Annotated in this window: 1 protein-coding gene and 2 tRNA genes; 1 reads left to right on the forward strand and 2 read right to left on the reverse strand. The window is 58.4% G+C overall.

What is annotated here, in order from left to right; translation table 11 throughout:
• Window positions 1-179: 179 nt before the first annotated feature.
• Both RF638_RS16000 and RF638_RS16005 read right to left on the reverse strand, forming a co-directional pair.
• Window positions 180-252 (reverse strand) — tRNA-Val (locus RF638_RS16000).
• 125 nt (window positions 253-377) lie between these two features.
• Window positions 378-587: a hypothetical protein gene (locus tag RF638_RS16005; protein WP_095798410.1), complete on the reverse strand. Its 210-nt coding sequence runs from the start codon at window positions 585-587 to the stop codon at window positions 378-380.
• Window positions 588-870: 283 nt separating this feature from the next.
• Here RF638_RS16005 and RF638_RS16010 point away from each other — a divergent pair.
• Window positions 871-941 (forward strand) — tRNA-OTHER (locus tag RF638_RS16010).
• The last annotated feature ends 143 nt before the right edge of the window (window positions 942-1,084 follow it).

The following is a 1,084-nucleotide window of genomic DNA, read 5'->3' on the forward strand; positions in this document are numbered from 1 at the left end:
GCTTCCGCAACTTCGAGCACTACCGCCTCCGCATGCTCCTCATCACCGGTGGACTCGACGCCTCACCCCACACTCAACTCTGAAGAGCCCGATTACCCGTCGTTAAGGTCAGATAACGGCATACGACCCGGAAATGCAGAAGAGACCACCCCTCGGTGGTCTCTTCTGCATTCATTCGGTGGGCCCTACCGGGATCGAACCGATGACATCTACGGTGTAAACGTAGCGCTCTACCAGCTGAGCTAAAGGCCCTTTTATAATCGGGTGGACATAACTGATACAGCTGCCAGCACCCGATTGGGGTATAGCTTACCTGCACGTAGGTAACTTCTGACAACTGCAACCGAACGTTCGGTTATGTGTCGTTGATCACGCATTTACTCACTGCTGATCTGCTGCGACAACGGTTTCCAGACGAGTTTCCGGTGAGCGATGGACTCGGTGCCCGAGAGCTTCGAATGAGTCAGCGTGACCAGCGTTCGACCGTCGGGTTTGCGCGTGATTTCCACTGCCGCGCGGGAACCGTCGGAGAGATCCCTGCGCCAGCGCCACCACTTCTCCGTCACGGACGTTCGGGGCTCGCCCACCAGCCGGGGTTCGTAACAGCCTCGGGCATGTTCTGGAGTGACACCTCTGCCAGTTGCGCGTGAGATAGGGATGCCCCTCCGGCGCCGGTCAACAATGAGGCCCAGTCCGCCCATTGGAGTGACGTTGCGCGGGCAATAGCTTCGGCTTTCGCTGGAATTCTCACGGGCGGCAGCTTATCCGCGTGCACTTTGTGAGTCGGTTAACACCCCCTGGAGTGGCACAAAAGGGCAACCATGCGTTAACGTTGTAGTCACGAACGCGCCGAGAGGTGCTTTCGAACCAGGGGACGCTGGTGCGCTAGATCGCCTTCGGGCGTGACAGATACGGCGGTTCGATTCCGTCGGTCTCCACCACTGAAACCCCGGACCCAAACGGTCCGGGGTTTTCTCATGCCCAATTGTGAGCGTGGGAACAAAGGGCAATCCCGGGTTAAAGGCCAAAATGTGTGTATGGCTCGGGTGTGTCATGGGTGGTTTCGGCCTGCCCAGCCGTGTTG

The sequence above is a fragment of the Kocuria sp. CPCC 205235 genome (assembly GCF_040980905.1).
Lineage (GTDB): Bacteria > Actinomycetota > Actinomycetes > Actinomycetales > Micrococcaceae > Kocuria > Kocuria carniphila.